The 22,824-nt window shown below is 63.3% G+C and carries 26 protein-coding genes and 1 tRNA gene; 15 read left to right on the top strand and 12 right to left on the bottom strand.

The window, feature by feature from the left end; translation table 11 throughout:
* The first annotated feature begins 129 nt into the window (after window positions 1–129).
* Window positions 130–1,365 (top strand): glycosyltransferase family 4 protein, encoded by a 1,236-nt coding sequence (locus tag MF6396_RS25785; protein ID WP_078481833.1) that lies wholly within the window; start codon window positions 130–132, stop codon window positions 1,363–1,365.
* Here MF6396_RS25785 and cobF read toward each other — a convergent pair.
* Window positions 1,334–2,071, bottom strand: a complete 738-nt coding sequence (gene cobF / locus MF6396_RS25790; protein WP_078481834.1) for a precorrin-6A synthase (deacetylating) — start codon at window positions 2,069–2,071, stop codon at window positions 1,334–1,336. The two genes, MF6396_RS25785 and cobF, sit on opposite strands and share 32 nt — an antisense overlap.
* 65 nt (window positions 2,072–2,136) lie before the next feature.
* Window positions 2,137–3,426 (bottom strand): OprD family porin, encoded by a 1,290-nt coding sequence (locus tag MF6396_RS25795; RefSeq protein ID WP_054914311.1) that lies wholly within the window; start codon window positions 3,424–3,426, stop codon window positions 2,137–2,139.
* A 358-nt stretch (window positions 3,427–3,784) separates the two neighbouring features.
* Here MF6396_RS25795 and MF6396_RS25800 point away from each other — a divergent pair, with 358 nt between their 5' ends.
* The 3 genes from MF6396_RS25800 (at window position 3,785) to MF6396_RS25810 (ending at window position 5,237) form a co-directional block, all read left to right on the top strand.
* Window positions 3,785–4,144, top strand: a complete 360-nt coding sequence (locus MF6396_RS25800; protein ID WP_043861747.1) for a histone-like nucleoid-structuring protein, MvaT/MvaU family — start codon at window positions 3,785–3,787, stop codon at window positions 4,142–4,144.
* 219 nt (window positions 4,145–4,363) lie between these two features.
* Complete coding sequence (gene gloA, locus MF6396_RS25805) at window positions 4,364–4,885, top strand: lactoylglutathione lyase (RefSeq protein WP_078481835.1); 522 nt, start codon at window positions 4,364–4,366, stop codon at window positions 4,883–4,885.
* A 103-nt stretch (window positions 4,886–4,988) separates the two neighbouring features.
* Entirely contained in the window at window positions 4,989–5,237 is a 249-nt protein-coding gene (locus MF6396_RS25810; RefSeq protein ID WP_054914310.1) for a hypothetical protein, read from the top strand.
* An 84-nt stretch (window positions 5,238–5,321) separates the two neighbouring features.
* On the opposite strand, the gene ahpF is transcribed toward MF6396_RS25810, so the two are convergent.
* The 7 genes from ahpF to MF6396_RS25845 all read right to left on the bottom strand — a co-directional run bounded on the left by ahpF (window position 5,322) and on the right by MF6396_RS25845 (window position 12,334).
* The gene (ahpF, locus tag MF6396_RS25815; protein WP_078481836.1) at window positions 5,322–6,884 is read right to left on the bottom strand and encodes an alkyl hydroperoxide reductase subunit F; all 1,563 of its coding nucleotides are present in this window, start codon (window positions 6,882–6,884) and stop codon (window positions 5,322–5,324) included.
* Between the two features lie 117 nt (window positions 6,885–7,001).
* The gene (ahpC, locus tag MF6396_RS25820) at window positions 7,002–7,565 is read right to left on the bottom strand and encodes an alkyl hydroperoxide reductase subunit C (RefSeq protein WP_043861743.1); all 564 of its coding nucleotides are present in this window, start codon (window positions 7,563–7,565) and stop codon (window positions 7,002–7,004) included.
* Between the two features lie 218 nt (window positions 7,566–7,783).
* Complete coding sequence (gene gorA / locus MF6396_RS25825; RefSeq protein ID WP_054914308.1) at window positions 7,784–9,139, bottom strand: glutathione-disulfide reductase; 1,356 nt, start codon at window positions 9,137–9,139, stop codon at window positions 7,784–7,786.
* A 98-nt stretch (window positions 9,140–9,237) separates the two neighbouring features.
* The gene (galU, locus tag MF6396_RS25830) at window positions 9,238–10,077 is read right to left on the bottom strand and encodes a UTP--glucose-1-phosphate uridylyltransferase GalU (RefSeq protein ID WP_043861741.1); all 840 of its coding nucleotides are present in this window, start codon (window positions 10,075–10,077) and stop codon (window positions 9,238–9,240) included.
* A 195-nt stretch (window positions 10,078–10,272) separates the two neighbouring features.
* Complete coding sequence (locus MF6396_RS25835) at window positions 10,273–11,121, bottom strand: c-type cytochrome (protein ID WP_370409331.1); 849 nt, start codon at window positions 11,119–11,121, stop codon at window positions 10,273–10,275.
* A 62-nt stretch (window positions 11,122–11,183) separates the two neighbouring features.
* Complete coding sequence (locus MF6396_RS25840) at window positions 11,184–11,834, bottom strand: c-type cytochrome (protein WP_078481837.1); 651 nt, start codon at window positions 11,832–11,834, stop codon at window positions 11,184–11,186.
* A 146-nt stretch (window positions 11,835–11,980) separates the two neighbouring features.
* Window positions 11,981–12,334, bottom strand: a complete 354-nt coding sequence (locus MF6396_RS25845) for a hypothetical protein (protein WP_043861738.1) — start codon at window positions 12,332–12,334, stop codon at window positions 11,981–11,983.
* Between the two features lie 155 nt (window positions 12,335–12,489).
* Between MF6396_RS25845 and MF6396_RS25850 the strand changes: the two genes are divergently transcribed.
* The 8 genes from MF6396_RS25850 to csrA all read left to right on the top strand — a co-directional run bounded on the left by MF6396_RS25850 (window position 12,490) and on the right by csrA (window position 18,279).
* Window positions 12,490–12,792 (top strand): DUF1883 domain-containing protein, encoded by a 303-nt coding sequence (locus MF6396_RS25850; RefSeq protein WP_043861737.1) that lies wholly within the window; start codon window positions 12,490–12,492, stop codon window positions 12,790–12,792.
* 4 nt (window positions 12,793–12,796) lie between these two features.
* Window positions 12,797–12,967 (top strand): hypothetical protein, encoded by a 171-nt coding sequence (locus tag MF6396_RS28850; RefSeq protein WP_088514404.1) that lies wholly within the window; start codon window positions 12,797–12,799, stop codon window positions 12,965–12,967.
* Window positions 12,968–12,993: 26 nt separating this feature from the next.
* Window positions 12,994–14,067 carry an NAD(P)H-dependent flavin oxidoreductase gene (locus tag MF6396_RS25855; RefSeq protein ID WP_078481838.1) on the top strand — a complete coding sequence of 358 codons (1,074 nt, stop codon included), beginning with the start codon at window positions 12,994–12,996 and terminating at the stop codon, window positions 14,065–14,067.
* A gap of 78 nt (window positions 14,068–14,145) precedes the next feature.
* Window positions 14,146–14,904, top strand: a complete 759-nt coding sequence (gene modA / locus MF6396_RS25860) for a molybdate ABC transporter substrate-binding protein (protein WP_078481839.1) — start codon at window positions 14,146–14,148, stop codon at window positions 14,902–14,904.
* Window positions 14,904–15,584 (top strand): molybdate ABC transporter permease subunit, encoded by a 681-nt coding sequence (gene modB / locus MF6396_RS25865; protein WP_043861734.1) that lies wholly within the window; start codon window positions 14,904–14,906, stop codon window positions 15,582–15,584. The genes modA and modB overlap by 1 nt, the downstream gene beginning before the upstream one ends.
* A 3-nt stretch (window positions 15,585–15,587) precedes the next feature.
* Window positions 15,588–16,676 carry a molybdenum ABC transporter ATP-binding protein gene (gene modC, locus MF6396_RS25870; RefSeq protein ID WP_078481840.1) on the top strand — a complete coding sequence of 363 codons (1,089 nt, stop codon included), beginning with the start codon at window positions 15,588–15,590 and terminating at the stop codon, window positions 16,674–16,676.
* Between the two features lie 52 nt (window positions 16,677–16,728).
* Window positions 16,729–17,766: a DNA topoisomerase IB gene (locus MF6396_RS25875; RefSeq protein WP_078481841.1), complete on the top strand. Its 1,038-nt coding sequence runs from the start codon at window positions 16,729–16,731 to the stop codon at window positions 17,764–17,766.
* A 315-nt stretch (window positions 17,767–18,081) separates the two neighbouring features.
* On the top strand, window positions 18,082–18,279 hold the full coding sequence (gene csrA / locus MF6396_RS25880) for a carbon storage regulator CsrA (RefSeq protein ID WP_043861731.1): 198 nt from the start codon (window positions 18,082–18,084) through the stop codon (window positions 18,277–18,279).
* Window positions 18,280–18,327: 48 nt separating this feature from the next.
* On the opposite strand, the gene MF6396_RS25885 is transcribed toward csrA, so the two are convergent.
* The 3 genes from MF6396_RS25885 to MF6396_RS25895 are packed head-to-tail and all read right to left on the bottom strand — an operon-like array spanning window position 18,328 to window position 21,353.
* On the bottom strand, window positions 18,328–18,720 hold the full coding sequence (locus tag MF6396_RS25885; protein WP_054914301.1) for a response regulator: 393 nt from the start codon (window positions 18,718–18,720) through the stop codon (window positions 18,328–18,330).
* Between the two features lie 19 nt (window positions 18,721–18,739).
* On the bottom strand, window positions 18,740–20,185 hold the full coding sequence (locus tag MF6396_RS25890; protein WP_043861729.1) for an ATPase domain-containing protein: 1,446 nt from the start codon (window positions 20,183–20,185) through the stop codon (window positions 18,740–18,742).
* A gap of 4 nt (window positions 20,186–20,189) precedes the next feature.
* Window positions 20,190–21,353: a two-component system sensor histidine kinase NtrB gene (locus MF6396_RS25895; RefSeq protein WP_043861728.1), complete on the bottom strand. Its 1,164-nt coding sequence runs from the start codon at window positions 21,351–21,353 to the stop codon at window positions 20,190–20,192.
* A 269-nt stretch (window positions 21,354–21,622) separates the two neighbouring features.
* On the opposite strand from MF6396_RS25895, the gene MF6396_RS25900 reads away from it, so the two are divergent.
* From MF6396_RS25900 to MF6396_RS25910, 3 genes are all read left to right on the top strand, one after another.
* The gene (locus MF6396_RS25900) at window positions 21,623–21,817 is read left to right on the top strand and encodes a hypothetical protein (RefSeq protein WP_043861727.1); all 195 of its coding nucleotides are present in this window, start codon (window positions 21,623–21,625) and stop codon (window positions 21,815–21,817) included.
* 14 nt (window positions 21,818–21,831) lie between these two features.
* Window positions 21,832–22,536: a YoaK family protein gene (locus tag MF6396_RS25905; RefSeq protein ID WP_043861726.1), complete on the top strand. Its 705-nt coding sequence runs from the start codon at window positions 21,832–21,834 to the stop codon at window positions 22,534–22,536.
* A gap of 109 nt (window positions 22,537–22,645) precedes the next feature.
* Window positions 22,646–22,730: transfer RNA gene (locus MF6396_RS25910), tRNA-Leu, on the top strand.
* Window positions 22,731–22,824 lie beyond the last annotated feature (94 nt).

Below are 22,824 nucleotides of genomic sequence, written 5' to 3' on the forward strand. Positions count from 1 at the left end.
GACGCAGAGCGACACGATTCGCTTGGTCGGCAGCGACAGAGGTGTATAGGAGACAGCCCAACCGCCCTCCACGTCCTGGTCATCGGCTATGTCTGGCCCGAACCCCGCTCCTCGGCCGCCGGCGGGCACATGATGCAGCTGCTGGAGTGTTTTCTGGAGCGCGGCTGGCACATCACCTTCAGCAGCCCCGCAGCCATCGGCGAACACAAGGCCGACCTCGCGAGCCTGGGCATCGCCGAGCAGGCCATCGAGCTGAACAACGCCAGTTTCGACCGTTTCATCGCCGACCTTGCCCCCGACGTGGTGTTGTTCGATCGCTTCATGATGGAGGAGCAGTTCGGCTGGCGCGTCGAGAAGCATTGCCCGGCGGCCCTGCGCGTGCTCGAGACCTCCGACCTGCAGAGCCTGCGCGATGCCCGTCATCAGTTGCTGCGCCGGCGCCTGGCCGAGGGCCTGGACAGCAACGACTTTCGCGCGCTGTTCAACACCTCGGGCCCCGACCTGTATCGCCAGATGGCCGGTGCCGACCTGGCCCAGCGCGAACTGGCGGCGATCTACCGCAGCGACCTGAGCCTGATGATCTCGGATGTCGAGATAGACCTGCTGGTCAATGGCTTCGGCGTGCCCGAGGCGTTGCTGCACTGGTGCCCGCTGATGCTGGCGCCGCCCACCGAAGCCTTCAGGCCGTTCGCGGAACGCGAGCACTTTCTAAGCATCGGCAACTTCCGCCACGCGCCGAACTGGGATGCGGTGCTGTGGATGAAGCACAGCCTGTGGCCGATGATCCGCCGTCGCCTGCCCAAGGCGCAGTTGCACATCTATGGCGCCTACACGCCGCCCAAGGCGACCGCGCTGCACAATGCTGCCGAAGGGTTTCACGTGATGAACTGGGCTGAGGACGCCCTGCAGGTGATGAGCGGCGCACGGGTGTGCCTGGCCCCGCTGCGCTTTGGCGCCGGCATCAAGGGCAAGCTGACCGATGCGATGCTGTGCGGCACGCCCAGCGTGACCACCCCGATTGGCGCCGAGGCCATGCACGGCGACCTGCCCTGGCCAGGCCTGGTGGCCGACACCGCCGAAGGGTTGGCCGATGCCGCGGCGCGGCTCTACAGCGAGCAACCGCGCTGGGAGCAGGCCCAGCGCGACGGGCGCCAGCTGCTGAGCGCCCGCTACGACAGGCGCTGGCACGGCCAGGCCCTGGTGCAGCGCATCGAACACACGCTGGCGCACCTGGATGAACAGCGCCTGTACAACTTCACCGGGGCCATGCTACGCCACCATCACCACAAGAGCACCCAGTACATGGCCCAGTGGATCGAGGCCAAGAACCGGCCTAGCGGCGGCGCAGCAGATACGTGTCCATGATCCAGCCCTTGCGCGCGCGGGCCTGCTCGCGCTGCGCCAGGATCTGCGCCTTGACCTGCATCAGCGGCCCCTCGATCAGCAGCTCGTCAGCAGTGCCCAGGTAGGCGCCCCAATAGATGTGCAGGTGCGGATCGTCCAGTTCGGCAAAGGCGCATTGCCCGTCCAGCATCACCACCACGTTGTCGATGCCTGACTCATCAGCCAGACGTCGGCCCGGCAGGATATGCAGCGGCTCGCCGATACGGTTCAGTGCAATGCGGTGAGCGGCCGCCAGGGCCTGGACGCTGCTGATGCCGGGGATGACTTCAAGGCTGAACGCCGGCTGCGCCACCCGCTCCAGAATGCGCAGGGTGCTGTCGTAAAGCGTCGGCTCGCCCCACAGCAGGAACGCGCCGCATTGCCCCTCGGCAAGCTCGTCGTGCAGCAGGCGCCCATACAGCGCAGCGCGCTGGCGGTGCCAGTCCTCCACGGCACCGACGTAGTCTGCAGCCGCCGCGTCGCGTTGCGGGTCTTCGACCTGCACCAGGCGATAGGGCCGGTTGACGTGGCGCTCCAGCAGCTCCTTGCGCAGGCGCAGCAGGTCGTCCTTGGCGGCGCCCTTGTCCAGCACGAAGAACACGTCGGCGCGGTTCAGGCTGTCGATGGCTTCGAGGGTGATCTGCCGGGGGTTGCCCGGGCCTATTCCAATCAGCAGCAGGTGTTTCATCGCAAGCTCTCCCAGGGGCGCGCGGCCATTGTCCGCCGGCCCGCGCCACTTGGCAAAGCCTGCGCCTACAGTACCGAGAAGTTGTAGCTGACGATCACCCGGGTCTCATCCATGTCGCGGGCGAATTTCTCGTAGTTGCTGCGGTAGGTGGAGTTGCGCAGGCGCACGCTGACGTCCTTGAAGGTGCCGCTCTGCACCTGGTACTTGAGTTCGCTGTCGCGCTCCCATTCCTTGCCCTGTGCCGGGCTGCCCGGCACCTTGACGTGATCGCCGCTGATGTAGCGGGTCAGGAAGCTCAGGCCTTCGAGCCCTACTGCCTTGAAGTCGTAGTCGTAGCGCACCTGCCAGGACCGCTCCTGGGCCGCAGCGAAGTCGTTGACCTGGGCGTAGTTGACCAGGTAGGGGTTGCTGCCATCGAGGTACGGCATGGCGTTCTCGCCGTACATGCGCTGCCAGCCGGCGCTGAGCTTGTGCCCGCCCAGGCTGTAGCCAAGCATGGCGCTGAAGGCACGGTGGTCGATGTCGCCGGCACGGGCACGACCGATGTCGTCGCTCTTGATCAGGCGCAGGTCGGCCGAGAGGCGGCCCACGCTCAAGGGCTGGCTGGCCACCAGCCCGAGGAAATGCTGGCGATAGATGTTTTCGAGCTTGGCCACCTGGTACTGCGCGCTCAGGCGTTCGTTGAAGCGGTACTCCAGCCCGGCCGTGTCGAAGTGGTCGGCGCGGGTGTCGCAGGCATAGCGCTTGTTCTTGCAGTGCACGCGGATGTCTTGCTGGTCGGTCGAATCGCGGGCAGTGTACTTGTCGAGCCGCGCGGCGCTGAAGGTGAGGTTGTCGACCTCTCTGGACGTCAGCATCGCGCCATGGAACATGGTGGGCAACAGGCGCCCGTCGTTGTACTTGAGCAGCGGCATGTCCGGCAGCATGGCACCGTACTTCAATACGGTCTGCGAATAACGCACCTTGCCGGCCACACCCAGTTTTGCGTACTGATCGGCCGAATGGCGCGGGTTGTGGCCGCTGGAAGGCAGCAGCCCGCTGTTGCTGTCGGCCGGGCTGGAATCGAGTTTGAAACCCAGCATGCCCAGCGCATCGATACCAAAGCCCACGGTGCCCTGGGTATACCCGGACTGCGCGTTGAGTATGAAACCCTGCGCCCACTCTTCACGTTTCGACGCGCCCTGGGAGGAGGCGGTGTGACCGTCACGAAAGTCACGATTGAAATACACATTGCGCGCCTCGATGTTGACACTGCTGTCTTGCAGGAAACCACTGGCCTGGGCCGAAACAGTAACGAAGGACAACAACGCGCCGACCACCGGGCGTTGGGCAATGAAGGGAGTTGGGGCACGCATGAAAAGCAGTATCCAGAACGAAGGGCAAGGTATCCATCAGCCCCGGCGGGGCTGGGCAAGGGCCGCTGCACACAACTAGGCAGCGACCGCTTATTGTCTCCAAAGCGCTCTGGCACGGGCCATTGGACCATGGTCTAGAACAGATGCCGATGCGGTAATTAATTCTTTAGTGTGGCGAGCACTGTGCAATAAGAAAGTTCCGTAGTGTGTTGTCGTAAAAGTTTGATGTTTATCGCAGGGCGATTGACTACACTCTTTTTACTGTGTTGTTTGTTTTCTACCCGGTGACGCGGCATCAATAGCGGCCTCAAGCGGTTGCGCCGCGCACGGCCCTTACCGACCAACAGGAGAGATGACAGTGTCCAGACTTGCAGAGTTTCGTGCTGCCGAAAAAGCCCTTCAGGAACAGCTTGCTCAACTGGAGGCACTGAAAAAAGACGCCGGCCTCAAACGGGAAATCGAATTCGAGCAGAAACTTGTCAGCCTGATGAAAACCTATGACAAGGGCTTGCGCGACATCATCAATATTCTCGACCCGGCGGCCACTACGCGCCGGCCTGCCAGCGCGCCGAAACAACGCCGTGCGCGCGTGGTGAAAGTCTATGAAAATCCGCATACCGGCGAGCTGATCGAAACCAAGGGCGGCAATCACCACGGCCTCAAGGCATGGAAGCAGGAGTACGGCGCACAGACAGTCGACAGCTGGTTGCGCAAGTGAAACAGTACTTCACACTTTTTTCACATGTACTGGCTCAGGATGAAGACTGCTAAAGGATTAGCGCCCCATACGCCCGCTTCGGCGGGCTTCTAATTCTTGCGCCCCGTCAGGCCTGGCCGACGGGGCGCAAACCGTTTGCGCAATCGCTTCAGTTCCGTATCATTGCTCCCTGACTGTTTTGCTGGCGCGCCAAGCGCCGGCCCTATCTGCGGAGTGCCCATGAGCCTGCAAAACCTCGACACCCTCCCCGGCGTCACCGCGCAACCGGATGCCGCGACCCACAACTTCGTGTTCAACCACACCATGCTGCGGGTCAAGGACGTCGCCAAGTCCCTGGGCTTCTACACCCGCGTTCTGGGCTTCAGCCTCGTGGAAAAACGCGACTTCCCGGAAGCCGAATTCAGCCTGTACTTCCTGGCGCTGGTGGACAAGGCGCAGATTCCGGCCGACCCGGCCAAGCGTACCGAGTGGATGAAGTCGATCCCGGGCATCCTCGAGCTGACCCACAACCACGGCACCGAAAACGATCCCGCGTTCGCCTACCACAACGGCAACACCGACCCGCGCGGTTTCGGCCATATCTGCATTGCCGTACCGGACATCCGCGCGGCCTGCGAGCGTTTCGAGCAACTGGGCGTGAACTTCCAGAAGCGCCTGAGCGACGGGCGCATGAAGCACCTGGCCTTCATCAAGGACCCGGACGATTACTGGGTAGAGATCATCCAGCCGACCGAGTTCTGACAGCGGCCCCGGGGGCGCGCTCGTCGGCGCGCCGCCCCGGCGCACCTGGCTGTGGTATACCGGAGCTGATACCGGTTGAAGCCACCACAGCGAGGTAGCGCTCATGCACACCCTTGAATGTGTCCACCGCAACTACACGGTCACGGCAAACGTGGTTCCGCATGCCGGCATTCCCCTGCCGTTCGAAGTCGGATGCCGCATCACCTCCCCAGACAAGCACAGCACCCGGCGATTGTGTGCCCACGCGCCGCTGTTTCTGGCCGACCTGGAAAACGCCCAGCGCGCGTCGATTGCACTGGGCAAGTCGCTGGTCGACCAGCAACTGGACAAGGGCCGGTCGCTGTTCGAATAGGCCACGCAAAAGCCCTGACAGGCTGACCTGTCAGGGCTTTTGCGTTGTTGCACCGTCACAGGCCGGCAAGGCCGGCGATGCGCCTCAGGCCGGAGCGCTGGTACGGATCAGGTGGTCGAACGCTGCCAGCGACGCCTTGGCCCCCTCACCCACCGCGATCACGATCTGTTTGTAGGGCACCGTGGTCACGTCACCAGCGGCAAACACGCCCGGCACGCTGGTCTGGCCCCGCGCATCGACAATGATCTCGCCACGGGGCGACAGTTCGAGGGTGCCCTTGAGCCAATCGGTGTTGGGCAGCAGGCCGATCTGGACGAAGATCCCTTCCAGCGCGATGTCATGCTGCACGTCGCTGTTGCGGTCCTTGTAGCGCAGCCCGTTGACCTTCTGGCCGTCGCCCAGCACTTCGGTGGTCAAGGCGCTGGTGATCACGGTCACGTTGGCCAGGCTGTGCAGCTTGCGCTGCAGCACCGCGTCGGCACGCAACTGGCTGTCGAACTCGATCAGCGTGACATGGGCGACGATGCCGGCCAGGTCGATGGCCGCCTCCACACCGGAGTTGCCACCACCGATCACCGCCACACGCTTGCCCTTGAACAGCGGGCCGTCGCAGTGCGGGCAGTAGGCCACGCCACGGCTGCGGTACTCCTTTTCGCCCGGCACGTTCATCTCGCGCCAGCGTGCGCCGGTGGCCAGGATCACGGTCTTGGCCTTGAGCGTGGCACCGTTGGCCATGCGCACCTGGTGCAGCGCGCCGTCCTGGCCCGGCACCAGCGCATCGGCGCGCTGCAGGTTCATGATGTCGACGTCGTACTGCTTGACATGCTCTTCCAGCGCCGTGGCCAGCTTCGGCCCTTCGGTCTCCTGCACGGAGATGAAGTTCTCGATGGCCATGGTGTCCAGCACCTGCCCGCCGAAGCGCTCGGCAGCCACGCCGGTGCGAATGCCTTTGCGGGCCGCGTAGATCGCTGCTGCCGCGCCTGCCGGCCCACCACCGACCACCAGCACGTCGAAGGCGTCCTTGGCGTTGAGTTTCTCGGCCTGGCGCTCGCTGGTGCCGGTGTCGAGCTTGGCGACGATCTCCTCCAGACCCATGCGGCCCTGGCCGAACACCTCGCCATTGAGGTAGACGCTGGGCACTGCCATCACCTGGCGTGCCTCGACTTCGGCCTGGAACAGCGCGCCGTCGATGGCCACATGGCGCACGCTGGGGTTGAGTACCGCCATCAGGTTCAGCGCCTGCACCACGTCCGGGCAGTTCTGGCACGACAGCGAGAAGTAGGTTTCGAAGTTGAACTCACCCTTGAGCCCGGCGACCTGTTCGATCAGCTCGGCGCTCGCCTTGGAGGGGTGGCCACCGACTTGCAGCAGCGCCAGCACCAGCGAGGTGAATTCGTGGCCCATGGGGATGCCGGCAAAGCGCAGGCTGATATCGCCCCCCGGGCGATTGAGCGAGAACGACGGGCGACGGGCGTCGGCACCGTCCTCGCGCAAGGTAATCAGATCCGACAGGCTGGCGATTTCCCGCAGCAGGTCGTGCATTTCACGGGACTTCGCGCCGTCGTCGAGGGAGGCAACGATCTCGATCGGCTGGGTGACCCGCTCCAGGTAGGCTTTCAACTGAGTTTTAAGCGTGGCGTCCAACATACGGGCGATTCCTTTTCAAACGGTAGAAAAAACAACGCCCGGGCAGAGTCGCCCGGGCGTTTTGCGGGGCGGGACAGACTTCAGGTGCGGTGGCCCGCCCTCGGCTGGTTCACGGTCTTAGATCTTGCCGACCAGGTCCAGCGATGGCGCCAGGGTAGCTTCGCCTTCTTTCCACTTGGCCGGGCAGACTTCGCCTGGGTGGGCAGCGACGTACTGGGCAGCCTTGACCTTGCGCAGCAGCTCGCTGGCATCACGGCCTACACCGCCGTCGTTGAGTTCGACGATCTTGATCTGGCCTTCAGGGTTGATCACGAAGGTACCGCGGTCGGCCAGGCCGGCTTCTTCGATCAGCACGTCGAAGTTGCGCGAGATGACGTGGGTCGGGTCACCGATCAGCGGATACTGGATCTTGCCGATGGTTTCCGAGGTGTCGTGCCAGGCTTTGTGGGTGAAGTGGGTGTCGGTCGACACACCGTAGATTTCCACGCCCAGCTTCTTGAATTCAGCGTAGTTGTCGGCCAGGTCGCCCAGTTCGGTCGGGCAGACGAAGGTGAAGTCGGCCGGGTAGAAGAACACCACGGACCACTTGCCCTTCAGGTCGGCTTCGGAAACAGGGACGAATTCGCCGTTGTGGTAGGCAGTAGCGTTGAACGGTTTGACCTGGCTGTTGATGATAGGCATCGGTGACTCTCCTCAGGGTTGAAAAACTTGATGGGAGAATCCTAACCATTCATCGCCGATAGCGCTCATTGGCAAAGCTGATGCTGGTGATTGGTTTTGGCTATAAAGCTCAGTACAGATAGACGATTTATGTTGATGCGATCGCGGGCCAAGCCCGCTCCCACAAAGACCGTTGCAATCGCTGTGGGAGGGGGCTGGACCCGCGCTGGAAGCACCGCTTAGCGCGTAGGCGTACGCAGGGTCACGAACTCCTCCGCGGCTGTCGGGTGCACACCGATGGTTTCGTCGAACTGCTGCTTGGTCGCCCCGGCCTTGAGCGCGATGCCCAGGCCCTGGATGATCTCGCCGGCATCCGGCCCGACCATGTGACAGCCCAGCACGCGGTCGGTGTCGGCATCGACCACCAGTTTCATCAGGGTCTTCTCCTGCACGTCGGTGAGGGTCAGCTTCATTGGCCGGAAGCGGCTTTCGAAGATCTGCACCTTGTGCCCCGCCTCCAGCGCCTGCTCCTCGGTCAGGCCCACGGTGCCGATCGGCGGCTGACTGAACACCGCCGTCGGGATGTTCCGGTAATCCACCGGGCGATACTGCTCCGGCTTGAACAGGCGCCGCGCCACGGCCATGCCTTCGGCCAGGGCCACCGGAGTGAGCTGCACGCGGCCGATCACATCGCCAATGGCCAGGATCGAAGGCTCGTCGGTCTGGTACTGGTCATCGACCTGCACGTAGCCGCGCTTGTCCAGTTGCACTTCGGTGTTCTCAAGCCCCAGGTTGTCGAGCATGGGGCGCCGGCCGGTGGCGTAGAACACGCAGTCGGCAATCAGCTCGCGACCATCCTTGAGGGTCGCCTTGAGGCTGCCATCGGGCTGCTGGTCGATACGCTGGATGTCGCTGTTGAACTGCAGGTCGAGACCGCGTTTTTCCAGCTCTTCCTTCAGGTGCGTGCGCACTGCGCCATCGAAGCCGCGCAGGAACAGGTCGCCCCGGTAGAGCAAGCTGGTCTTGGCGCCCAGCCCCTGGAAGATTCCGGCGAACTCCACCGCGATGTAACCACCCCCCACCACCAGCACACGCTTGGGCAAGGTCTTGAGGTAGAACGCCTCGTTGGAACTGATGGCCAGCTCGCGCCCGGGGATGTCCGGAATCTGTGGCCAGCCGCCGGTGGCGATCAGGATGTTCTTCGCGCTGTAGCGCGTGCCGTCCACCTCGACCTCATGGGGCCCGGTGAGGCGGCCGTGGCCTTCGAGCAGGGTCACGCCACTGTTGACCAGCAGGTTGCGGTAGATGCCGTTGAGCCGCTCGATTTCACGGTTCTTGTTGGCGATCAGCTGTGCCCAGTCGAACTGTGCATCTTCCAGCGACCAGCCGTAGCCTGCCGCCTGCTCGAAGTCATCGGCAAAGTGCGCGCCGTACACCAGCAGTTTTTTCGGCACGCAGCCGACGTTGACACACGTGCCGCCCAGGTAGCGGCTTTCGACCACCGCCACTTTTGCGCCGAAACCGGCAGCAAAACGTGCTGCACGCACACCGCCGGAACCGGCGCCAATCACGAACAGATCAAAATCGTAGGCCATATCAGTCTCCTTGGCAGGCCGCCAGCATACCGCCAGCCAGGCCCATAAACAAAAAAGCCACCCGAAGGTGGCTTTGTGACGCAACCGACCGAGTGAACTCAGTAGGCCTTGCCGGTCTTGTAGAAATTTTCGAAGCAGAAGTTGGTCGCGTCGATGTAACCCTCGGCGCCACCGCAGTCGAAACGCTTGCCCTTGAACTTGTAGGCAATCACGCAGCCGTCCTGGGCCTGCTTCATCAGGGCGTCGGTGATCTGGATTTCACCGCCCTTGCCCGGCTCGGTCTCTTCGATCAGCTTGAAGATGTCCGGGGTCATGATGTAGCGGCCGATGATCGCCAGGTTCGACGGGGCGTCTTCCGGCTTTGGCTTCTCGACCATGTTGCGTACACGGTACAGGTCGTCGCCGATCAGGTCGCCGGCGATCACACCGTACTTGCTGGTTTCCTGCGGGTCGACTTCCATGATCGCAACGATGGTGCAGCGGTACTGCTTGTACAGCTTGACCATCTGCTTGAGCACGCCGTCACCATCGAGGTTGACGCACAGGTCGTCGGCCAGCACCACGGCAAACGGCTCGTCACCGATCAGCGGGCGACCGGTCAGGATCGCGTGGCCCAGGCCTTTCATTTCGGTCTGGCGGGTGTAGGAGAACGAGCACTCGTCGAGCAGGCGACGAATACCGACCAGGTACTTTTCCTTGTCGGTGCCCTTGATCTGGTTTTCCAGCTCGTAGCTGATGTCGAAATGGTCTTCCAGAGCGCGCTTGCCGCGGCCGGTGACAATGGAGATTTCGTTCAACCCAGCGTCCAGCGCTTCTTCAACGCCGTACTGGATCAGTGGCTTGTTCACCACTGGCAGCATTTCCTTTGGCATGGCTTTGGTTGCTGGCAGGAAGCGGGTGCCGTAACCGGCTGCCGGGAACAAGCATTTCTTGATCATAAACGTCCTTAACAAGGGGCTGTGCAGTACGAAATTCGGCGCAGTCTAATCAGGCGGCGATGCGCTTACAATGCCCCCGTGGCCCGGCCGAATGAATGATAGAGAAAAACTCAGTGTAGATAGTTCCCGCAGGTTGCAAATAATCCGCGTATCCAGGCCCGCAGGCAGGCCTGGATACGCGGATGGGCGAGCGTTCTAGCCGCCTGTGCCCTGCCCGATCAGCACCCCATCGACCTTCTGGCCGTAGAGGTTGACGCCGTCATTGGCGTGGAACTTGAGCCGGGTTTTTTCCACCGAGCCTTCGACCAGGCGCGGGTCCTGAGGGCGCTCATGCGCGTTGATGAAGGCCGCCACGTCCCAGGCCTGCTGGTCGGTCAGCGTGCCTGGCTTGCCCAGCGGCATGTTGTGCTTGATGAACGAGGCCGCCGTGTTGATGCGGTGCATGCCGGCACCCCAGTTGTAGGAGTCCTTGCCCCACAGCGGTGGCATCACATAGTCCTTGGCCACCTTCTGGCCCTGGCCGCTGTCGCCGTGGCAGATGGCGCACTGCTGCTGATACACCTGGGCACCGCGCTTGATGTCATAGCCCTGCGCAGGCTTGTCGACCTCCGGGTAGCCACGCCCCGGTGTCTCGACGCCGATCGGTGCCTTGCTCGCCAGCCAGTAGGCATACACCGACAACGCCGTCATCTCGGGGCTGTCGGCCGCCGGCGGCTTGCCGTTCATGCTGAACTGGAAGCAGCCCTGGATACGCTCGGCAAAGGTGTTGACCTTGTCGTTTTTCTTGCGATAGGCAGGGTACATCGGGTAAGCCCCCCACAGCGGCGCCGAATGCGCCAGCCGCCCCTGATCCAGGTGGCAGTTGCTGCAGTTCAGGCCGTTGCCCACATACTCGGGGGCCAGGCGCTTGGTGTCGACGAACAGCGCATAGCCGTCGCGCACCATCTTGCCGAAGGCGTTGTCGGGCAACTCGCTTTCGGCGGGGGGCTTGAAGCTGGCCGGCGTGCTGGCCGGCGCCACCTTCAGTTGCGACTGGTCTTCCATGGCGATCGGGGCCGCCTGAACGCCGCCCATGAACAGGGTCAGGGTAGTGAGTAGCAAGCGATTCATTGAGCGGCCTCCTGGCTGGCGCGGGTGGCAAAGTATTCAGCCAGCGCCTTGACCTCGGTATCGGTCAGGGCTTTGGCGACACCGACCATCAACTGATTAGGGTCGTTGCTGCGCCGGCCGTCGCGCCATGCGTCAAGTTGCCCGGCCAGGTGGCTGGCAGGCTGGTGGGCCAATGGCGGAAAGTGCTCGCCTACCCCCACACCGCCCGGCCCGTGACATTGCACGCACCCGGGGATGCCTCGGCTCCAGTCGCCGTAAAGCGCCAGCGACTCGACCGGGTCGGTTGCCATCTGCTGGCGACGGGTATCAGGGGGGGGCGGTACTGGCATTGCCGCCAGCGTGGCGCTGATGGCGCTGATCTCGGCGTCGCTCAGGGCCTTGGCCAGCGGCTCCATGATCGGCTGCTTGCGGCTGCCGTCACGAAAGTCCTTGAGCTGTTTGCTCACATAGGCGGCCGGCAGGCCAGCCAGGCGTGGGAAGCCGGCGGCGGCCATGCCCAGGCCATCGGGGCCATGGCAGCTCATGCAGGCCATGGCAGAGGGGTTCTCCCCTCCCTGGGTGAATATTTTCTGGCCATCGGCGGCAGTGGCGGCTTGCATTGAAAGCAACAGCAGGCTGCCTATCAGGATTCGATCCAGTGGGATCATCACGGACTCCATTTTTCTTGTTATAAGCTTAGACTTATAAAATATAAGCCTACCGATACTAGGCCTATCCGGCCAGCGCTACAACGCGGGCAGGCACAGAAAAATGCAGGGACAACCACTGAATCGTTTAAACGCGGCTCACGCAATCACTTGGAGATGCACACGCTCACAGCCGCTTTGACATCCCCCGGGCGCAGGGGAAAATTGCTCAACCGCTCATGCAACTTGACCGCGCTGCCACTCGAGCGCTCGCTGATCTCCAGCACTGCAGCCGGGGACTTGTCCGAGAGCTTCTGCGGAACCACCACGCGCAGGCCGCTACCCCGCTCCTCGATGGTCAGCGGGCCACGGCTATCGGCCAGTTTTTGCTGAACGCAGGTGGCAAACTCGCGTGGCGACTTGCCCGAGATCACGCTCATGGTCTCGGGGCTCTGTTCGATTTCGGCTACATTGGCACAACCGGTCAGCGCAACTGCCAGCGCTGGTACAACCCATTTCATCGGTACCCCTCCATAAAAAACCGTTGGACCATGGCCAGGCCGATTTGCTCCCTGGATTGGCAGTTTTATCTCTGGCCTTGGCACTCAGCCCCACAGTGTAACCCGACATCGTGCTATCGTTTTGATTTGCCAAAAGATCCCTTGCGGAGAGCGACATGAAATTCGTACACCAGCGCGAGCACCTCAATGAAGACGACATCGTCGTCATCCACTGCTCCCAGCGCTGCAATATCCGCCTGATGAACGATGCCAACTTCCGCAGCTTCAAGAATGGCGGCCGCCATACCTATCACGGCGGCGCCTTCGTCGACTTCCCGGCGAAGATCACCGTGCCCAGCGACGGCTTCTGGAACATCACCATCGACACCGTCGGCCCGCGTGCCCTGTCGGCGGTAAGCAAGCCGACCTTCACCCACACGATCAAGATCATCCGCCGTTCGTCGTCGAAGCTGAGATAACCCCATGAGCGAAAACATCAAGTACGTCATCAAGTACAACCTCGACGGCGAGCGTCGTTTCGACTTCGCCGTGCTCAGCAGCACGGCACCACAGCAGGTCGAGGAAGCCTTGCGCAAACTGCACGGCGAAGACTTCAGCAAGATCACCGACATCAAGGTAAGCAAGGCGCTGTAACCCACGCCCACACAAGGAGCCCCGCGATGAGCCAATGGCCGGACCCACGTATCCTCGACCTGCTCGGTATCGAGTTGCCCATCATCCAGGCACCGATGGCGGGCGCCACGGGGTCGGCCATGGCCATCGCGGTCAGTAACGCCGGGGGGCTGGGCTCGCTGCCATGCGCGATGCTCACCCCCGAGCAGATACGCCAGGAGATCGCGACTTTCAGCCAGGCCAGTCGCGGCCCGCTCAACCTCAATTTCTTCTGCCATCGGCCACCCGCCACCGATGGCGAACGTGCAATCCGCTGGAAGCAGGCACTCAAGCCGTACTACGAAGAAGTGGGTGCCGACTTCGGCGCCACCACCCCGGTCTCCAATCGCGCGCCCTTCGACGAGGCGGGCTGTGCCTTGGTGGAAAACTGCAAGCCTGCAGTGGTGAGCTTTCACTTCGGCCTGCCTGCGCCCGAGCTGCTGGCGCGGGTCAAGGCCAGCGGGGCCAAGGTACTGTCCAGTGCCACCACGGTCGAGGAAGCACGCTGGCTCGAAGCCCATGGCTGCGACGCGATCATCGCCATGGGCTATGAAGCAGGTGGGCACCGCGGCATGTTCCTGAGCGATGACCTCACCACCCAGATCGGCACCCTGGCGCTGGTGCCCCAGGTGGCCGATGCGGTCAAGGTGCCGGTGATCGCGGCTGGCGGCATCGGCGATGCCCGCGGTGTTGTGGCGGCCTTCGCACTGGGCGCCTCGGCCGTTCAGGTGGGCACCGCCTACCTGTTCTGCCCCGAGGCCAAGGTGTCGGCCGCGCATCGCCAGGCACTGCACAGCGCACAGGCCAGCGATACCGCGCTCACCAACCTGTTTACCGGGCGCCCGGCACGCGGCATCAATACCCGCATCATGCGTGAGTTGGGCCCGATGAGCCCCCTGGCCCCTGCCTTCCCCCTGGCCGGCGGCGCCTTGATGCCCCTTCGCGCCATCAGCGAGCCGCAGGGCAACAGCGATTTCAGCAACCTGTGGGCCGGCCAGGCGCTGCGCCTTGGCCAAGCCCTGCCGGCAGCCGAGCTGACGCGCCAACTGGCAGAAAAGGCGCTGGCATTGATGTCACGGTAAAACAGATCTTTCCGTTTGTCGGGCAATCGCTATATATTCCAATGCATAACGATTACCTCATGCACATGGAGCTGTTTGATGAGAATGCGCGCCCCTCGTTTTGCCCTGACCGCCGTATTCGGCATGCTGACCCTCAACAGCGCCTGGGCCGATGAAGTCCAGGTGGCCGTCGCGGCCAACTTCACCGCGCCCATCCAGGCTATTGCCAAGGATTTCGAAAAGGACACCGGCCACAAGCTGATCGCCTCCTTCGGCGCTACCGGGCAGTTCTACGCGCAGATCAAGAATGGCGCGCCCTTCGAGGTATTCCTGTCGGCCGACGACACCACCCCCGAAAAACTCGAGAACGAAGGCGAAACCGTCAAGGGCTCGCGCTTTACCTACGCCATCGGCACCCTCGCGCTGTGGTCGCCCAAAGCGGGCTATGTGGATGACAAGGGCGAAGTCCTGAAGAAAAACGACTACAAGCACCTGTCCATCGCCAACCCCAAGGCCGCGCCCTACGGCCTGGCCGCCACGCAGGTACTGGCCAAGCTGAACCTGACCGAGGCCACCAATGGCAAGTTGGTCGAAGGCCAGAACATCACCCAGGCGTTCCAGTTCGTTTCCACCGGCAACGCCGAGCTGGGCTTCGTGGCCCTGTCGCAGATCTACAAGGACGGCAAGGTCAGCAACGGCTCGGCCTGGATCGTGCCAGCCGACCTGCACGACCCGATCAAGCAGGACGCTGTGATTCTCAACAAGGGCAAGGACAACGCCGCCGCCAAGGCGCTGGTCGATTACCTCAAGGGCCCCAAGGCCGCTGAAGTGATCAAGTCGTACGGCTACGAACTCTGATGCCACTGGACGCCGGCGACCTGGGCGCCATCTGGCTGACGTTCAAGCTGGCGTCGCTGACTACCCTGATCCTGCTGCTGATCGGCACCCCGATCGCCTGGTGGCTGGCGCGCACGCGCTCCTGGCTGCGCGGGCCGATCGGGGCGATCGTGGCCCTGCCCCTGGTGTTGCCGCCCACGGTGATCGGCTTCTATCTGCTGATCGCCCTGGGCCCCCACGGCTGGCTTGGCCAGGCCACCCAGGCGCTGGGCCTGGGCACCGTGGTGTTCAGTTTCACAGGCCTGGTGATCGGGTCGGTGGTGTACTCGATGCCGTTCGTGGTGCAACCGCTGCAAAACGCCTTCAGCGCCATTGGCGAACGCCCGCTGGAGGTGGCTGCCACCTTGCGCGCCAGCCCGTGGGACTGCTTTTTCAGCGTGGTGCTGCCCCTGGCCCGCCCTGGCTTCATTACCGCGAGCATCCTGGGCTTTGCCCACACCGTCGGCGAGTTCGGCGTGGTGCTGATGATCGGCGGCAATATTCCCGACAAGACCCGCGTGGTTTCCGTGCAGATCTTCGACCATGTCGAGGCCATGGAGTACATGCAGGCCCACTGGCTGGCCGGCGCCATGCTGGTGTTCTCGTTCCTGGTGCTGCTGGCGCTGTACGCCAGCCGCCGCGGCAAGCCGGCCTGGAGCTGACCGATGAGTGCATTGATCCAGGCCCGGTTGCAGGTGGCCTTCGACGATTTCCGGCTGGATGTCGACCTGCAACTGCCCGGGCGCGGTGTCAGCGCCCTGTTCGGCCATTCGGGCTCGGGCAAGACCACCTGCCTGCGCTGCCTGGCAGGCCTGGAGCGGGCCGACCAGGCCTACATCGAGGTCAATGGCGAGGTCTGGCAGGATTCCGCACGCCAGTATTTCATGCCGCCCCACCAGCGCCCCATCGGCTATGTGTTCCAGGAAGCCAGCCTGTTCCCCCACCTGAGCGTGAAGAACAACCTGATCTTCGGCTGGCGACGCATCGCCCAGCACCAGCGCCAGGTCGGCCTGGAGCACGCCTGCGAGCTGCTGGGCATCAGCCACCTGCTCGCGCGCAAGCCGGACACCCTGTCGGGCGGTGAACGACAGCGCGTGGGGATCGCCCGTGCGCTGCTCACCAGCCCCAAGGTACTGCTGATGGACGAACCCCTGGCAGCCCTGGACGGCCCGCGCAAACGCGAGATCCTGCCGTATCTGGAGCGCCTGCACGACCAGTTGCAGATCCCGCTGATCTACGTCAGCCATGCGCAGGACGAAGTGGCGCGCCTGGCCGATCACCTGGTACTGCTCGAACAGGGCAAGGTGCAGGCCAGCGGGCCGATCAGCCAGACCCTGGCCCGCCTGGACCTGCCGCTGGCCCTGCAGGAGGACGCCGGGGTGGTCATCGAGGGCGAGGTGGACGCCCACGACGCGGCCTACCAGTTGCTGGACCTGAAACTGCCGGGCAGCGACCTCAGGTTGCGCCTCACCCACGAGGCGCTGGCCCCGGGGGCGCGCCTGCGGGTCAAGGTCCAGGCACGCGACGTGAGCCTGAGCCTGGCCGACGACAGCCGTTCGAGCATTCTCAACCGCCTGCCGGTGCGCGTGTGCGCGCTGCGCGCCGGTGACAACCCGGCGCAGATGCTGGTGAGCCTGGACGCCGATGGCACAGCCCTGCTGGCGCGGGTGACGCGCTACTCGAGCGACCAGTTGGGGCTGCACGAAGGCCAGCAGTTGTGGGCGCAGATAAAATCGGTGGCATTGCTGGGCTAACTTGCGCGAACGGCTGCTGTCCATCGTCAGAGCCCCTACGCGAGCGCCCAGCATGAGTGTCGACCTGCCCCCTTTGCCCAGTGGCCTGCATTACGTGGATGACAGCCGCCCCGGTTTCCATCGGCGCCTGCTGCGCAAGCACTTCGCCTATTTCGACGCCCACGGCCAGCGCATCACCGCACCGGATACCCTGGCCCGCATCAAGGCGCTGGCCATACCGCCGGCCTATACCGATGTATGGATCTGCGCCGACCCGCGCGGCCACCTGCAAGCCACCGGACGCGACGCACGTGGTCGCAAGCAGTACCGGTATCACCCCGACTGGCGCGAACTGCGCGACAGCCACAAGTACGACCGCATGCTGGCCTTCGCCAAACGCCTGCCGCGGCTGCGCAAGCAACTCGACGAGCACCTGGCGCGGCCCGGCCTGGACCGCGAAAAGGTCATGGCACTGGTGGTCAGCCTGCTCGACAACACGCTGATCCGCGTGGGCAACCGTCAGTATGCCCGCGACAACCGCTCCTACGGGCTGACCACGCTGCGCACTCGCCATGTGCAGGTCGAAGGCAGCGCAATACGGTTTCGCTTTCGCGGCAAGAGCGGCATCGAGCACCAGGTGACCCTCAAGGACCGGCGCCTGGCACGCATCGTCAAGCGCTGCCTGGAACTGCCGGGCCAGGACCTGTTCCAGTGGCAGGACGCGCTGGGGCAATGTCACACCGTCGGTTCGGCGGACGTGAACGCCTACCTGCAGCAATTGACCGGTGCCGACTTCACCGCCAAGGACTATCGCACCTGGGCCGGCAGCGCGCTGGCGCTGGAGTTGCTGCGTGAGCTGCAATGGCAACCGGAAACCGAAGCGCGCCGACAGATCGTGGCCATGCTCAAGCAGGTGGCGTCGCGACTGGGCAATACCCCCGCCGTATGCCGGCGCAGCTATGTGCACCCGGCGCTGCTGGAGCGCTTCGTGCTGGGCGAGCTCCACGCGCTGCCACGGCCACGGGCGCGCCAGCGCATGGAGCTGGCCGAGGTGGCCCTGGCAGGTTTTCTCATGACATTGAATGCATGCGATACGAATGAAAATCATTAACTAGCACATTAAATAACCCTACTTTTTAAACGCCGCCGTTCCATAGAAAAAAGACATATCCCCCATCAGGCAGAGAAATTTCCCATATGCGTTGAAGCCCCCTATGCTTGCGTCCATGGGCGATACCGGTTGTGCGTAATTGCCCATCTGCCCAATCGGAACCTGTGACTAAAGACCTCAACAGAATCTTGTGCTCGGGGAATTAATTTCCATCGAATGCGTCTTTAATGAAGGGAAAGACGGCTGTGCCACCGCGCACACCCGGCCTGTGCAGCTACCGCCTGCAAGGCATTCAAAGTTACCAAGGAGAAGTACATGCTGATACTCACCCGCAAAGTTGGCGAAAGCATCGTCATCAATGATGACATCAAGGTCACCATTCTAGGGGTCAAGGGGATGCAAGTGAGGATCGGCATCGATGCACCCAAAGATGTCCAGGTGCACCGTGAAGAGATTTACAAGCGCATTCAAGCCGGCAGCCCGGCGCCGGAGAAGGGGGATGATCACCAGTAACCAGGGCTAATCGAGTCGCACGGATGCGCTTGGTCCCGGCAACACGGTTCACTGAAGCTCTGGCGTATCCCGCCCGGCCTCCGCCACACCGATGAATGCCCTGACCCTGGCCACCATGCTGGCAGTATCGAACGGCTTGTCGAACACTGCAGAAAACAGGTCAGGTATGGCTTTGCCGATACTTGCCTGGGCCCCGCTCATGAGAATGACCGGTAGGTCCGCAAACTGCGCATTGCTGCGAATCGCTTTGGCCAACTCCTCGCCATTCATTATCGGCATCATGTAGTCGGTGATGACCAGGTCGATTCGCACCTTCTCCAGCACGTCCAGGGCCGTCTTGCCATTGGGCGCCTTCTCGACCTTGTAGCCGGCATCCTCCAGGGCATACCCCAGGATATCGGCGATTACATACTCGTCGTCCACGACCAGAATCGTGCTCATGGCTGCCAGCCCAGGGCTTTCATGCCCCTTGCGCCGATGAAGCGGTGCCCGACATCACCGCGCTCGCCTGAACGAACGCCTTGTCGAGCTCGATGCCTGTCGAACGGATGACCAGCTCCAGCAGGGCCGGATCGTATTCACTGTCGCGCACCTTGAGGATCGACAGCAAGCGTTTGAGCTCGGCGTCCAGCTCGACGAAACGCATCAGGAACAGGTTGTCAACGATCGACGACAGCTCCGACGCGGGTGCGTTGATTTCAGAGCCGAACAGGTCGCGCATCTCCCAGGTCGCCAACACCGTCACATCCTCGGCACGCAGCTCGCCCATCAGCGCACGGAAGAACTCGTTGAGCCGCCCCTGGTTGGTGGCGAGCCGGGCAAACGCGCCCAGGCTGTCGATCAGCACCCGTTTGATGCGGTGCTTGCGTACATGGCTGAGCAAACGGGCGCCCACGCCATCGAGCAACCCTTCGGTAGTGGGCTGCCAGGCCAGGTGCACCGCCCCGCTTTTCTCCAGTGCCGGCAGATCGATACCGATGGCCCTGGCCTTGATGCGCAAGCGCTGCGGGGTCTCGTAGAAGCCGAAATGCAGGCCCGGCTCGGCCACTGTGGCACCGGCCAGAAAACTCAGGCCCAGGGAGGTCTTGCCAATACCCGACGGCCCCATCGCCAGCGAGACCGAAGCGCTGGGAAAGCCCCCGCCCAGCAAGCCATCGAGACTGGCCAGGCCCGTGCCGACGCGGGTCAACACCTCGCTGCCCGGGCTGGAGGGGTGGCTGTAGAGTGCTTCAAGGCGCGGATACACCTTCAGCCCCTGCTCGGTGATCTCGCATTCGTGCACCCCGGACAGCGCCCCGCTGCCGCGGGTCTTGCGCAACTGGATGCGTCGCACCGAACGTGCGCCGTACAGGTCCTCGCCCAGTTCGATGACGCCATCGACCATGGTGTGTTCCGGGCTGCCGTCATCCAGGCGCGAACTGGTAAGCAGCAGCAAGGTGCAGCCGGCAAACGCGGCATGGCCTTGCAGCTCTGAAATGAACTTCTTGGTGTCGAGCACGTTTTCGGCGCGTGAACGTGCATTGAGCAGGCCGTCGACAATCAGCAGGGAGGCGCCCTGGCGGCCGATTTCACCGCGCAGCAGCTTGACCACCGCCTCCAGCCCCTCGCTTTCGAGGGTATCGAAGGCACTGACGAACTGCAGCTGGTTGCCCACCAGCGCAGGGTCGAAAAAGCTCAGAGTGGACAGGTACTGGAACAGACGCTCATGGGACTCGCTCAGCAGCGTCGCCACCAGCACCCGCCCGCCCGTGGCCACATGGTTGAACGCCAACTGGTTGGCCAGGATGGTCTTGCCCGAGCCCGGGCGACCCTGGACGATATAGGACGAGCCGGCCACAAGGCCGCCCTTGAGCAGGTCGTCCAGACCTTCGATGCCTGTAGCAAGACGCTTGAGCTGCTCCACGATAGGTTCACTCGCTTTGAAGGTTGTCGGGCTGGGGTGGCTGCCATGCCGGCAGGCACAGGGTCATGCAGGTGCCGCGACCGCTTTCGCTCTCGACCCTGATGCAACCGTTGCTCTGCTTGGCAAAACCGTAGGCCTGGCTCAACCCCAGGCCGGTTCCCTTGCCAAAACTCTTGGTGGTGAAAAACGGTTCGAAGATGCGCGGCAACACCGCAGCATCGATACCACGTCCGGGGTCGCGGACGCTGATGAGCACATGATCGCCAACCAGCCCGTCCCACTCCCCCTGCAGCACCTGGTTGCGTGCAACCAGTTCGATGCGCCCCTCGGCATCCATGGCGTCACGGGCGTTGAAGATCAGGTTGAGCAGCACCATCTGCAACTGGCCGCTGTCCACCTCGATATCCGATACCTCGCCCTGGATATCTACCTGCAATTCGATGCCCTTGGGCAGCGCCTGGGACAGCAACGCCTGGCTCGCCCGGACCAACTGCGCCACATCGACCCGGCTTGTGCTTTGCACCTTGCGCCGGGCAAACCCGAGCAACTGCTGGGTCACCTGGCTGCCGCGTTCGCCGGCATCGACGATATGCTGCAACAGGCGCTCGGTACGCTGCGGGTCGCGAGAGGTCATGGCCAGCTTGGCCGAGCCGATGATGATCGTGAGCAGATTGTTGAAATCGTGGGCCATGCCCCCGGTAAGCTGGCCGAGGGCTTCCAGCTTCTGCGACTGGAACAGCTGCGCACGCATGGCGTCCAACTGTAATGCGGCTTCCCGACGATCGGTGATGTCGCGGGTGATTTTCGCCAGCCCCACCACCTCGCCCTGCTCGTCCCGAATCACATCCAGTGCCGCCAGGGCCCAGAACTGCGTGCCGTCCTTGCGCATGCGCCAGCCTTCGTCCTGTGCCCCGCCGGTGCTCAGCGCACGATTGAGCAACCAGCCAGGCCGGCCTTCGGCGCAATCCTGCGGCGTGAAGAACATCGAGAAGTGCCGACCGATGACCTCGTCGGCGTTGTAGCCCTTGATGCGCTGGGCCCCCAGGTTCCACGACACCACATGGCCCTCGAGGTCGAGCATATAGATGGCGTAGTCCGCAACGGTCTGCACCAACTGCTCATAGCGGCTGGCGTGCATGGTTTGAAGGTCAGAGCGCTGGGAAGAATCCATGGCAAACCCGCAGGCACCGCAGTGAGGACAATGAGAAGGTAGACAACCGGGTGCCTCTGCAATTCCGTAATTTCGAAACAGTCGTATCGACCTGCAGGACGTGAACGATAAATCACTGGCGGAACAGTGGCGCAGTGATTGCCCGGTGTCAACGGGTGCTCACCTATCCGGGCAGTGCCCGGGGAAATCGTTCCGGGCCGGGGGGCAACTTGTTATAGTCCACAGGTGCAAGCGCAACCGGGGGAAGGACGTTGACCACAGATGCAAGGATGAAAGGCATTCACGATGACCTGGAGCACACCGCCGCCGATCTGGAGCAGATCGCGCGCGAAATGGCCGGGCATGCGCGCTACCTGCAGCACTCGGCCCACCCGCAGGATGCCCTGGAAGTGCAGCGCAGCATCAATGGGCTGCAGGCATCGATCGACCAGTTGCGCAGCGTGGCCGACCGCATCGAACCCTAGCCCCGGAGACGCCCATGCTGCCAGAGCGCCCACAGGGCCAACGCGGGCCGCTGACTACCCTCGTCTACAAGCGCCGGGGCCGCGTCGGGTTGTTTTTCGTCGCCGCCCTGTCGGTGCTGGCGGGCATGACCGACGCCATCGGCTTTCTCGCCACCGGCGATTTCGTTTCATTCATGAGCGGCAACACCACGCGCATGGCCGTCGCCCTGGGCGATGCGCACTGGGCACTGGTGGCCCGCCTGGCCCTGCTGATCGGCGCCTTCATTGCCGGCAACGCGCTGGGGGTGATCATCGCCCGCCTGAGCGCCAAGCGAGCATGGCCGCTGCTCGCCCTGTCGGCGGCACTGCTGCTGGGGGCAGGCCTGTGGGGCGCGCAGGCGCAGTTGCCGGCGCTGCTGGGCGCGATCATCGCCATGGGCATGCTCAATGCGGCGGTCGAAGAGGTGAACGGGCTGCCCATCGGGCTGACCTATGTAACCGGCGCCCTGTCGCGCTTTGGCCGCGGCCTGGGCCGCTGGCTAATGGGGGAGCGGCGTCCGGGCTGGCGCGTGCAACTGGTGCCGTGGTCCGGCATGTTCGGCGGCGCAGTGCTGGGCGGGCTGCTGGAGCACCGCTACGGCCTGGCGGCGCTGATGGCCTGCGGTGGCTTCGCCCTGGCGCTGGCCATCGTGTCACTGCTGATTCCCCGCCGCTGGCTGCGGCGTTACATGGCAAAGTAGCGGGTGCGCGAGTTGACTCGAATATAACGATGAGTTATAAAGCCGCCTTGATCCGGAAGGTAAAGTGTCGCACACACCCTGTGCCTGACCTTGCAGCCGGATGATCCGTGCGAGTGTGGTGGAATTGGTATACACAGCAGACTTAAAATCTGCCGGCGTGAGCCTTGCGGGTTCGAGTCCCGCCACTCGCACCATCTTCTGAAAAGCGCCCCTTGGGGCGCTTTTCTGCTTTCTGCGTCCTGCGTTCTCCCCCGCCTTGCCCCTGCCCCTGCGTCCATCTCCCTGCAG

The sequence above is a fragment of the Pseudomonas sp. MF6396 genome, assembly GCF_002018915.1.
Taxonomy (GTDB): domain Bacteria; phylum Pseudomonadota; class Gammaproteobacteria; order Pseudomonadales; family Pseudomonadaceae; genus Aquipseudomonas; species Aquipseudomonas palmensis.

Excerpts from the sequence above, each read along its gene's own strand:
- MF6396_RS25785 (WP_078481833.1), top strand. The coding sequence starts at position 130 with ATGATGCAGCTGCTGGAGTGTTTTCTGGAGCGCGGCTGGCACATCACC.
- cobF (WP_078481834.1), bottom strand. The coding sequence starts at position 2,071 with ATGAAACACCTGCTGCTGATTGGAATAGGCCCGGGCAACCCCCGGCAG.
- MF6396_RS25795 (WP_054914311.1), bottom strand. The coding sequence starts at position 3,426 with ATGCGTGCCCCAACTCCCTTCATTGCCCAACGCCCGGTGGTCGGCGCG.
- gloA (WP_078481835.1), top strand. The coding sequence starts at position 4,364 with ATGAGCCTGCAAAACCTCGACACCCTCCCCGGCGTCACCGCGCAACCG.
- MF6396_RS25810 (WP_054914310.1), top strand. The coding sequence starts at position 4,989 with ATGCACACCCTTGAATGTGTCCACCGCAACTACACGGTCACGGCAAAC.
- ahpF (WP_078481836.1), bottom strand. The coding sequence starts at position 6,884 with ATGTTGGACGCCACGCTTAAAACTCAGTTGAAAGCCTACCTGGAGCGG.
- ahpC (WP_043861743.1), bottom strand. The coding sequence starts at position 7,565 with ATGCCTATCATCAACAGCCAGGTCAAACCGTTCAACGCTACTGCCTAC.
- gorA (WP_054914308.1), bottom strand. The coding sequence starts at position 9,139 with ATGGCCTACGATTTTGATCTGTTCGTGATTGGCGCCGGTTCCGGCGGT.
- galU (WP_043861741.1), bottom strand. The coding sequence starts at position 10,077 with ATGATCAAGAAATGCTTGTTCCCGGCAGCCGGTTACGGCACCCGCTTC.
- MF6396_RS25835 (WP_370409331.1), bottom strand. The coding sequence starts at position 11,121 with ATGGAAGACCAGTCGCAACTGAAGGTGGCGCCGGCCAGCACGCCGGCC.
- MF6396_RS25840 (WP_078481837.1), bottom strand. The coding sequence starts at position 11,834 with ATGATCCCACTGGATCGAATCCTGATAGGCAGCCTGCTGTTGCTTTCA.
- MF6396_RS25845 (WP_043861738.1), bottom strand. The coding sequence starts at position 12,334 with ATGAAATGGGTTGTACCAGCGCTGGCAGTTGCGCTGACCGGTTGTGCC.
- MF6396_RS25850 (WP_043861737.1), top strand. The coding sequence starts at position 12,490 with ATGAAATTCGTACACCAGCGCGAGCACCTCAATGAAGACGACATCGTC.
- MF6396_RS28850 (WP_088514404.1), top strand. The coding sequence starts at position 12,797 with ATGAGCGAAAACATCAAGTACGTCATCAAGTACAACCTCGACGGCGAG.
- MF6396_RS25855 (WP_078481838.1), top strand. The coding sequence starts at position 12,994 with ATGAGCCAATGGCCGGACCCACGTATCCTCGACCTGCTCGGTATCGAG.
- modA (WP_078481839.1), top strand. The coding sequence starts at position 14,146 with ATGAGAATGCGCGCCCCTCGTTTTGCCCTGACCGCCGTATTCGGCATG.
- modB (WP_043861734.1), top strand. The coding sequence starts at position 14,904 with ATGCCACTGGACGCCGGCGACCTGGGCGCCATCTGGCTGACGTTCAAG.
- modC (WP_078481840.1), top strand. The coding sequence starts at position 15,588 with ATGAGTGCATTGATCCAGGCCCGGTTGCAGGTGGCCTTCGACGATTTC.
- MF6396_RS25875 (WP_078481841.1), top strand. The coding sequence starts at position 16,729 with ATGAGTGTCGACCTGCCCCCTTTGCCCAGTGGCCTGCATTACGTGGAT.
- csrA (WP_043861731.1), top strand. The coding sequence starts at position 18,082 with ATGCTGATACTCACCCGCAAAGTTGGCGAAAGCATCGTCATCAATGAT.
- MF6396_RS25885 (WP_054914301.1), bottom strand. The coding sequence starts at position 18,720 with ATGAGCACGATTCTGGTCGTGGACGACGAGTATGTAATCGCCGATATC.
- MF6396_RS25895 (WP_043861728.1), bottom strand. The coding sequence starts at position 21,353 with ATGGATTCTTCCCAGCGCTCTGACCTTCAAACCATGCACGCCAGCCGC.
- MF6396_RS25900 (WP_043861727.1), top strand. The coding sequence starts at position 21,623 with ATGAAAGGCATTCACGATGACCTGGAGCACACCGCCGCCGATCTGGAG.
- MF6396_RS25905 (WP_043861726.1), top strand. The coding sequence starts at position 21,832 with ATGCTGCCAGAGCGCCCACAGGGCCAACGCGGGCCGCTGACTACCCTC.